The organism is Vibrio sp. 1751 (assembly GCF_033339895.1).
In the GTDB taxonomy this organism is placed as follows: Bacteria; Pseudomonadota; Gammaproteobacteria; order Enterobacterales; family Vibrionaceae; genus Vibrio; species Vibrio alginolyticus.
In genome coordinates, this window is record NZ_JAWOVM010000007.1 from 52,217 (window position 1) to 60,171 (window position 7,955).

At 43.0% G+C, this 7,955-nt stretch carries 8 protein-coding genes; 1 reads left to right on the plus strand and 7 read right to left on the minus strand.

All coding sequences use genetic code 11. The features are described 5' to 3' along the window. Window positions 1-349: 349 nt before the first annotated feature. Window positions 350-907: a DUF3750 domain-containing protein gene (locus R7041_RS04595; RefSeq protein WP_170893813.1), complete on the plus strand. Its 558-nt coding sequence runs from the start codon at window positions 350-352 to the stop codon at window positions 905-907. 51 nt (window positions 908-958) lie between these two features. On the opposite strand, the gene R7041_RS04600 is transcribed toward R7041_RS04595, so the two are convergent. The 7 genes from R7041_RS04600 to R7041_RS04630 all read right to left on the minus strand — a co-directional run bounded on the left by R7041_RS04600 (window position 959) and on the right by R7041_RS04630 (window position 7,950). After that, window positions 959-2,536, minus strand: a complete 1,578-nt coding sequence (locus tag R7041_RS04600; protein WP_005389121.1) for a sensor domain-containing diguanylate cyclase — start codon at window positions 2,534-2,536, stop codon at window positions 959-961. A 184-nt stretch (window positions 2,537-2,720) separates the two neighbouring features. Continuing rightward, window positions 2,721-3,191, minus strand: a complete 471-nt coding sequence (locus R7041_RS04605) for a heme-degrading domain-containing protein (protein WP_205460937.1) — start codon at window positions 3,189-3,191, stop codon at window positions 2,721-2,723. Then, window positions 3,188-4,228 carry an oxidoreductase gene (locus R7041_RS04610; protein WP_206949540.1) on the minus strand — a complete coding sequence of 347 codons (1,041 nt, stop codon included), beginning with the start codon at window positions 4,226-4,228 and terminating at the stop codon, window positions 3,188-3,190. Before R7041_RS04610 ends, R7041_RS04605 begins: the two co-directional genes overlap by 4 nt. Before the next feature lie 11 nt (window positions 4,229-4,239). Next, on the minus strand, window positions 4,240-5,013 hold the full coding sequence (locus R7041_RS04615) for a DeoR/GlpR family DNA-binding transcription regulator (protein WP_025766712.1): 774 nt from the start codon (window positions 5,011-5,013) through the stop codon (window positions 4,240-4,242). Between the two features lie 178 nt (window positions 5,014-5,191). Then, complete coding sequence (locus R7041_RS04620; RefSeq protein WP_054574114.1) at window positions 5,192-6,034, minus strand: hypothetical protein; 843 nt, start codon at window positions 6,032-6,034, stop codon at window positions 5,192-5,194. Beyond that, window positions 6,024-6,644, minus strand: coding sequence for an OmpA family protein (locus R7041_RS04625; protein ID WP_054574113.1), 621 nt, complete (start codon window positions 6,642-6,644; stop codon window positions 6,024-6,026). Before R7041_RS04625 ends, R7041_RS04620 begins: the two co-directional genes overlap by 11 nt. Next, window positions 6,637-7,950: a TolC family outer membrane protein gene (locus tag R7041_RS04630; protein ID WP_005377756.1), complete on the minus strand. Its 1,314-nt coding sequence runs from the start codon at window positions 7,948-7,950 to the stop codon at window positions 6,637-6,639. Before R7041_RS04630 ends, R7041_RS04625 begins: the two co-directional genes overlap by 8 nt. Window positions 7,951-7,955 lie beyond the last annotated feature (5 nt).

Sequence of the window (7,955 nt, forward strand, 5' to 3'; positions counted from 1 at the left end):
CCCAAAACAAGCAAATGTGAGGCAATGTGAGGGTCCCAAACTCACTCAATCAGTCAAAACCCACTGTAAACCTCTGTTTTTAATGCTTTTAATTTATGTAGCCGTGTAAGGAATACATACAACCTCTTACTTTTTCATACGCAACTAGACGAATCGTTCGAGAAATACGGCATCGTCTATGCCACATGTTACAAATCGGCTTACCTTATTATTACGTATGAACTGGAATTATGGCACTAACTTCCCTCTCTCTTTTAATAAGGAGAGGATTTCAACAATCAGGCTTGCCACGTTTTTATAGCTAAAATCAGTAGAGCGTTACCAACATCGGTTGGTCTAGGAGCAATAAATGAAAGACCTTCTCAACTTTACTCACCTTGTAAAAATTGGGTTCATGTCAATCGCGGTTATGCTGGGTGGATGCACTCAAGGAGATTGGCATACCGCTAGCAGAGAACCTGCGGGTATCGCACCCGATCCTTCCAATGTTAAGCATGCTGTGATTGAGTTTTACGCCGCAGACGCGTTTGGTTGGCGAGGCTGGTTTGCCGTTCATACATGGTTTGCAATAAAGCCTGAAAATGCGAACGAATATACAGTGTATGAAGTAGTCGGCTGGAGAGTGAATCGCGGACAACCCGCTCTATATCAGTACCAAACTGGGACGCCAGATCGATATTGGTATGGTGCAAAACCAGAAAAGATCCTCTCCATACAAGGTGAAAAGGCCCGCCAGCTTATCCCTAAAATACAAAGTGTTATTAGCCAATACCCTTGGGCTGAAGAATATACGCTGTTTCCAGGGCCAAATAGCAATACATTCCCGGCTTGGGTGGGTAAACAAATTCCAGAATTAGAGCTTAACTTGCCGTTTCGCGCAATTGGTAGCGGTTACGCCAGCGATTAACAGCAAAGATTAGTCACTGGCTCGTTTTATGTTCAGCATAAAGCGCAATATCTATTGTGCGTCGTCACCCAACTCCGTTCTATTTCTTCCATTATGTTTCGCTTTATACAGTGCATTATCGGCGTCTTTCATTACCGCTTCAATTGGTGTGTCATTGCCTTTCCAGTGAGAAACGCCCAACGAAACCGTGACCTTACCAACCACCTGGAAGTCATGTTGTTCCACGTTGTGTCTAATACGCTCTGCAACATCCATAGCGTGGTTTACGTCTGTTTTTTCCAAAAACATCATAAACTCTTCACCGCCAGAACGACACAGGTGATCATTAGAGCGAGCTTGGTCTTTCATTAACTGCGCAAACTCTCTAAGTAAATTGTCACCCACGTCATGGCCATAGTTATCGTTTACGCTCTTAAAGTGGTCAATATCTAGCGCCAAAACAGAGAACGCGGTATTTTCCTGCTTAAACAAACCAAGCACTTTATCTAATCCACGTCGATTCAATAATCCAGTCATCGAATCTGTTAATGTATCCAGTTGCAGCTTATCAATGGTTTTTGACACGATACCAAATGCTTTAAGAAAACTAAGCTTCAAATGTGAGACCTCAAAATACCAAGACTTAACCAGTTTGAGGTCATCGATAGATGATGAATGTTCTTCGACACCTCGCACAGCACCAGCTAACTGCCAAAGTGGTCTAGAAATAAGAAGGGACAAGAACCAAATTAGTAACAAAGTTAATAAACCAATTGGAATCGACTTAAGGAAAACATTCCACATCTGTTCATCTAGCACAGATAACGTCATCGATTTCGGGCGCTGAGCAACAATTCCCCATCCTGATGACTTTACTGGTGCATAACCAGCAAGCATTTCGACGCCGCGAGAGTTAACAATTTCTTTGTTACCGCTCTGCCCCATCGTCACCGCTTTGATTGCCTCATTATCGTCGATTACTTCACCAACTCTCGACTGATCTGGGTGATAAATCAGAGTGTTACTCTCATCGACAACGTAAAGGAAAGAACCATCTTTGTATGCGTGCTGGCTGAGTAACTCTGCAAGAATATTTTCTTTTTCTAGATAAATAGTGCCGCCGATATAACCTAAATATTCATTAGATTGAGAAAATATAGGGTATGAGATGGTTAACAAGTAATTTCCAGCTGGCGATATAAATGGTTCAGTAACAACCGGTGCTTGAGCGTTTAAAGACTGGCGTTTTCTTTCACCCACTAACCTTACACCTTTCACCTGAAGTGTTTCAGGGGATACAGAAATAATAACCCCTTTTGCATTAACGACAACCACAGAGTTAAATGATTTGGTTTGCGTTCTTAATCTCTCAGCCTCTTTATCAAGAAGCTGAGCGTCATGCATCTTGTCTTTTAGCACGTTCGCACTGTATTTTAGCTGCGACATTGAGCTTTCTATGAAAGAGTCTGTCATTTCAGACATTTTTTGGGCGTAAACACGGTTTGATTCTAACGTGTTATTGATGATGAGATCCCTTTGAACACGATAAATCGAGTAGAATGCGTTGATCAAAGTGACAAGCACACTGAACACACATAGGGTGACAATAAGATTTCTAAGATTGAGTTTTTCTTTTCTTCTAAAAGACATTGCCAATGGCCAACTTTGAAGGCTTTCTATATGAATGAGCGTATAGGTTATATGAAATTGATTTGATTTTCAGGTAGTAAGTTGGGATCAATGTTAATATTTGCTCACATTAAAGAACACTTTATGAGCTAAAAAGAGAATTCAGTAGCACGATAAAGAACCGTGCTACTTTCATATTTGGCGTTTAAGAGGGTTTTGTCTCTGTCATCGTTTTTAATATATCCACAACTAGCTGATGATCATCTAACTGCGGTAAACCCGATACCGTCACAACCCCAACCAAACCAGACCCAGAAAGCCGAATTGGGAACGCGCCACCATGAGCACAGTACTCACGAGCATCGAGATGAGGCTGATTTTCGAAATCACGTTGCTTTTGCTTGTTGTACAGAGAAAGATAATAAGAGCTGTGGCCATACCTTAATACTGAGTTTCGCTTCCTACGGACCCAATCTACATGATCAGCACAGGTTCCTGCCATCGCGTATTGAAATAGCGTTTGTCCAAAGCCGTAAACCTCAATAGCAACAGCCGCGCCGCGAGCTTCAGCCTCTTCTTTTAGAGCAAGGCCGATAGACCACGCAATATGGTGATTAAATTCCGCCAACTGAAGTTCATGCTCTTGCCGGGCCACGAGTTCAAGCGTCAAACTCATGGTTTCACCTGAATCGTTTTACCCGTTTTACTGCTTTCCAATGCCATCTCAATCAAAGCGATATTCTGTACTGCTTGAGCGGCAGGAACCGGGTTATCAGTACCCAAACGAATGGCATCTGCCACACCAACAAAGTAAGCTTGGTACGCGCCTCTCTCCGTTTTGATAGTTTGCGCACCGTCTTCGTCGTAACGGACGCCGTATAACGCCTCATCTTCTTCCGACCAAGCATCGTTTTCCGGCAAACGGCCTTCTTTTAAGTAGCCCTCTTGAGGATCTAATCCGAACTTTTCATATTTAGCTTCCGTACCCAATACTTTGTAACGGAGGTTCGGCTCTGGGCTATACAAGTTTGAATGTAAATGCACAATATGGTCTGGGTAATGAAGCACCAAGTTGTAGTAATCAATCGTCGTCGCGCCCGGACGCATCATTCGACATTGTGCGTCTATCGCATCTGGCAAGCCAAACAACACCAATGCTTGATCGAGAAGATGAGGAGCAAGGTCGAATAGAATACCACCGCCATCTTGAGCCTGCTCTCGCCATCGTTGACGAACTTCAGGGCGGTAACGGTCAAAGTGTGACTCAAACAGCTTTATATCACCTAACTTACCTTGTTCGATAAGAGATTTAACCGTGAGAAAATCTCCATCCCAACGTCTATTGTGAAAAACGCTCAGCACTAGACCTTTCTCTTCCGCCAAGGCGATAAGTTCATTACCGTCTTCTATACGAGTAACAAACGGTTTCTCGACGATGACGTGTTTCCCATTGTTCAACGCACGCTTTGCAAGTTCGTAATGTACGTCATTTGGCGCAGTAATGATTACGAGCTCTGCATCACTATCATCGAGTAAAGTATTCGCATCAGAAAACCACTTAGCATCTGGCCAATCATTTTGAACCGCCTCCTGTTGACGAGAGCTTATCGCGCTCAGCGTTAAATTTGGTAGCGCTTTAATGAAGGGTAAATGAAACGTTTTTGCTGAATATCCGTAACCAATCACAGCGGTTTTTACGGGATCGTAAGCCATTCTAAGATTCCTTATTTCGGTGACACAACAATACATTCAATATCATTGTGATCGAGGAGTTGTTGAAAATCTGATTGAGGGGGATGATCGGTAATAATGATGTCGATCTTTGACAAATCACATACGTGGTGGAAATTGTCGCTACCAATTTTTCGGGATTCACAAACGACGATGACCTGCTGAGCTTGAGCAATCATCGCTTGTTTCATTGTTGCTTCTAACAAACTATTTGTTGTCAGCCCTCGGGATGTCAATGCACACACGCCAATGAACGCTTTGTTCACGTGATACTGCTGCATTTGCTGCTCTGCTTGCGCCCCTAAAACTGCTCTGGCATAAGGGTCAAAGTGTCCGCCTAAGAAATAAACGTCCATTGTGTCGTTTGTTTCAGCAGCGGTCAGTACATCAATGCTGTTAGTGACGACGTTGAGCTTGTTTTCTCCACAATGTGCTTTTCCTGCATAGAGTGGGAGCAGAGACAAAATGGTGCTGGTATCAATAACAAGATGGTCGCGCTCATCCAACAACGCTGCGGCAGCTTGAGCTAGTCGATGTTTAACGTCACTCACGGGTCGACTCGCGTATGCCTCGGTATGGGAAGAGATCGGCGCAAGCATGACACCACCTCGTATTCTTTGTAACCCAGGTTGCTGACTCAACTTAACTAAGTCTCGACGAGCTGAATCTCGCGAGATACCAAAGTACTCACAAACTTCAGACAACGTTACTTTGTTTTGCTGCTCCAGCTTCGCTCTGAGTGCTACGAGTCTTTCTTCTTGTGTCATAACTTAAATTCACTTAAGTGGTTTTAAGTAAACTTGCCACAATAATAGAAAAATTACCAACAAAACCACTTACAATCAACTCAATTGACCAAAGGTTAACCAAAGATAAATGAGCAGCAAGGCAAAACTTCCTAGGACGGTACGTTCACTCAAGCCCACATAGTTAGGCGTATGAAGTTTATTTATACCCATTTAAAACAACTGGCTCATCTAGCCCTAACTTCACTCTATTTCTTTTAATAAGCGCTTTTGGTAGTGGAATAAACCCAGCATTTCGTACTTGTTGTGTATTGTGGTCGGTTGTAAGGAGTTCAAATAGCTTTGATTTTTTGATCTTCTGATTAGTGTCGAATTGTTTATTTATATAAACGTAATAGACCACGGAAAATGGATAGCGAAGAGAATAGATACAATCTGTGCTCAAAGAGCATGAGTCATCATTATGATGAACAGAGAGAGCCTTGTAGCTCGACCACTGTTCTGAGTATTTAAAATCGGAGTATCGCATATAAGCTTTGGCTGACAAGTCGTCGCTTAAAGCCCGTTTCAATCGGTCTTCATCAAGCATTTGAATCGATGATTGACAACCATTAGAGCTCACATCTGGGTTACTTAAACGCATCTCCCCGAAAGCATACGTATTTGCATCACAGCGTTTCAATTCACTAACGGAAAAACTATCTACCGTACTCTTTTGACTATTGATTACGACAATAGCGTTTGCCATTAAAAACAAACGTGTAGGCCTGTGGCCTCTTTCTCGTTGAAATCGGGAGATGTTTTCATCTGACCATTTCTTAGATGTGATCGCAATAGAGGTTCCGTCATTTAGCATGTCGTTAAAACCACCAGACTGAGATGCAAGCGCTACATTTACATTTGGCTCATCTATCAATGTTTCTATCGTTTCTAGTATCTCTGGTTCGACAAAAATCGATGTTCGAGCCTCAGAGTCAGAAAATGCCAGCGGTGAAATCAAACATGAAGTTAGAGCAAGGAAAGGCAAGACTTTAATTTTCATAATTCAACTCCAACTTCGAATTAGGTGTCAACTCGCTGTCCGAACTAAATATAGTCCACGCTTGTTCAGTACTTTCAGCTTTCGTGTTTACAACAGCAATTGTGCGTCTTTCCCGTTTTTTTAGTTGTACCGTCAATGCCGTATTCTGATAAAACTCTTGCTCTTCAATTCGATTGTCTTGAATGCCGTTTCTCACTAGCAATTCTCGTATAGCTGCCGTTCTTTTCTTTGCCAACGCTTTGTTGTATTCGAGTGACGCTTCAGGGCTTGTGTCTCCTATCAGTATGACTTGCGCATTTGGGTTACTCTGAAGCAATGCTTTCAACTCGCTTAGCGGCATATCATGAGATGACGTTACCTGATGCTCATCCATCGCAAAGAAAAAACTGATCAGGTGTGTCTGCGAGTCGTTGACCCAATTCGCACAGCCTTCACTGTCAACAACGACACCTTTTGGCGTATCTGCGCAGTTATCTCGTTGGTTTATCACGCCATCACTATCATTGTCTTTAAGGTCGTTGTACTGGTAAGTGGTCAACGTCGTATTCGGTGATTCAGCACAGCCTGCTAACATAAAAACTAGAAGACTCGTCACTGCGAATTTATCCATTATTGTTCTCCTTCCAGTTCTCTGGATACTCAACTCGCAACGCATAAGTCAGAATCCCCATCGAGTTGAATAAACGGTAAGTGGCAACCAAATGATCGTACTTTGTTCGGGTATAGTTCCGTCTCGCAACAAACGTTTCAACTTTGGCATCTAATACATCTAACAAACTGCGTCGCCCTACATTGAACTGCTGGATGTACCCTAATTCAGTTACTTTCGCCGCATCAACGTTGACTTTTAAAAACTCCATTTGCTGTTGAAGCAATGTATGTGCGTCCCATGCCAGCCTTACACCTTCATTCGCATCTAGTTCTGCATTTGCTCGAATAGCCCTCGCCTCCTCTACTCGCCAGGCAGATGACTCCACTCGGGAGTCTGTAGAAAAGCCGTTAAAAAGATCGTAGTTGACCGTCAGCATAACCTTTGCATCTTCGTTAATGCCTTCAATATTATCCACGTTGTCTGTTTTGTTGGCTGACAGCTCAAGCTTGAGCTCTGGGTAGTAATCCCCCTTTTCTCTTTTTACTTCATGTCGAGCCGCCTCTAAATCTTTCATCGCCGACTGTATGGATGGGTGCAACCTAACCGCTTGTTTGAGTGCTTCGTCAAGCTTATTCGGAAGCAATTCCTGCGGGTAAACAGGCTCAACTAAGTTTTGCGGCGCTCGACCAACCAAACGTACAAATCTTGTTCTAGCATCGGAAAGATTGTTTTGGGCGGCAATCAATGAGGACTGTGTTGTCGCGACACGCGAAGAAACCTGCGCTAAGTCGGAGTTGCTGGTTAAACCTTTTTCTTTTTTATCTAGAATGAAACGGTAGATCTCTTGGTGTTCATTTAGGTTTCTTTCTGTCAGTTTCATCAACTCTCGGGCATGTAAAACATCCACATACGCTCTGACAGTATCTAATGCAACATTTTCCGCAGATGCCAATAAGTCCAAGCGTTCAGCTTCAGCCTCGTAAGATAGGCGATCAACATCAGCACTTGTTTTAAATCCATCAAATAACAGTTGGGAGATTCTTACGCCCATCTCCGTTCTTTCTAATGTTCTATCTTCACTGTCGATGTAGTTTCCGTTGTTATATCGAGTACCTTCGTACCCTGCTGCTGCATACAAATTAACCTGGGGAAGAAATGAACCATTTATGGCATTTCGGTCTCGTACCATCGACTCATAGCGAGAATAGCGAGCAAGCAAACTGGGGGAGCTATCGAGAGATAACGTAACTGACTCTTCTAAAGTCAAAGCGTTTGGCGACGATGATACTGCAAACAAGACCAATAACGTTGATTTAAGCCGCATCTTAT

Excerpts from the sequence above, each read along its gene's own strand:
- R7041_RS04595 (WP_170893813.1), top strand. The coding sequence starts at position 350 with ATGAAAGACCTTCTCAACTTTACTCACCTTGTAAAAATTGGGTTCATG.
- R7041_RS04600 (WP_005389121.1), bottom strand. The coding sequence starts at position 2,536 with ATGTCTTTTAGAAGAAAAGAAAAACTCAATCTTAGAAATCTTATTGTC.
- R7041_RS04605 (WP_205460937.1), bottom strand. The coding sequence starts at position 3,191 with ATGAGTTTGACGCTTGAACTCGTGGCCCGGCAAGAGCATGAACTTCAG.
- R7041_RS04610 (WP_206949540.1), bottom strand. The coding sequence starts at position 4,228 with ATGGCTTACGATCCCGTAAAAACCGCTGTGATTGGTTACGGATATTCA.
- R7041_RS04615 (WP_025766712.1), bottom strand. The coding sequence starts at position 5,013 with ATGACACAAGAAGAAAGACTCGTAGCACTCAGAGCGAAGCTGGAGCAG.
- R7041_RS04620 (WP_054574114.1), bottom strand. The coding sequence starts at position 6,034 with ATGAAAATTAAAGTCTTGCCTTTCCTTGCTCTAACTTCATGTTTGATT.
- R7041_RS04625 (WP_054574113.1), bottom strand. The coding sequence starts at position 6,644 with ATGGATAAATTCGCAGTGACGAGTCTTCTAGTTTTTATGTTAGCAGGC.
- R7041_RS04630 (WP_005377756.1), bottom strand. The coding sequence starts at position 7,950 with ATGCGGCTTAAATCAACGTTATTGGTCTTGTTTGCAGTATCATCGTCG.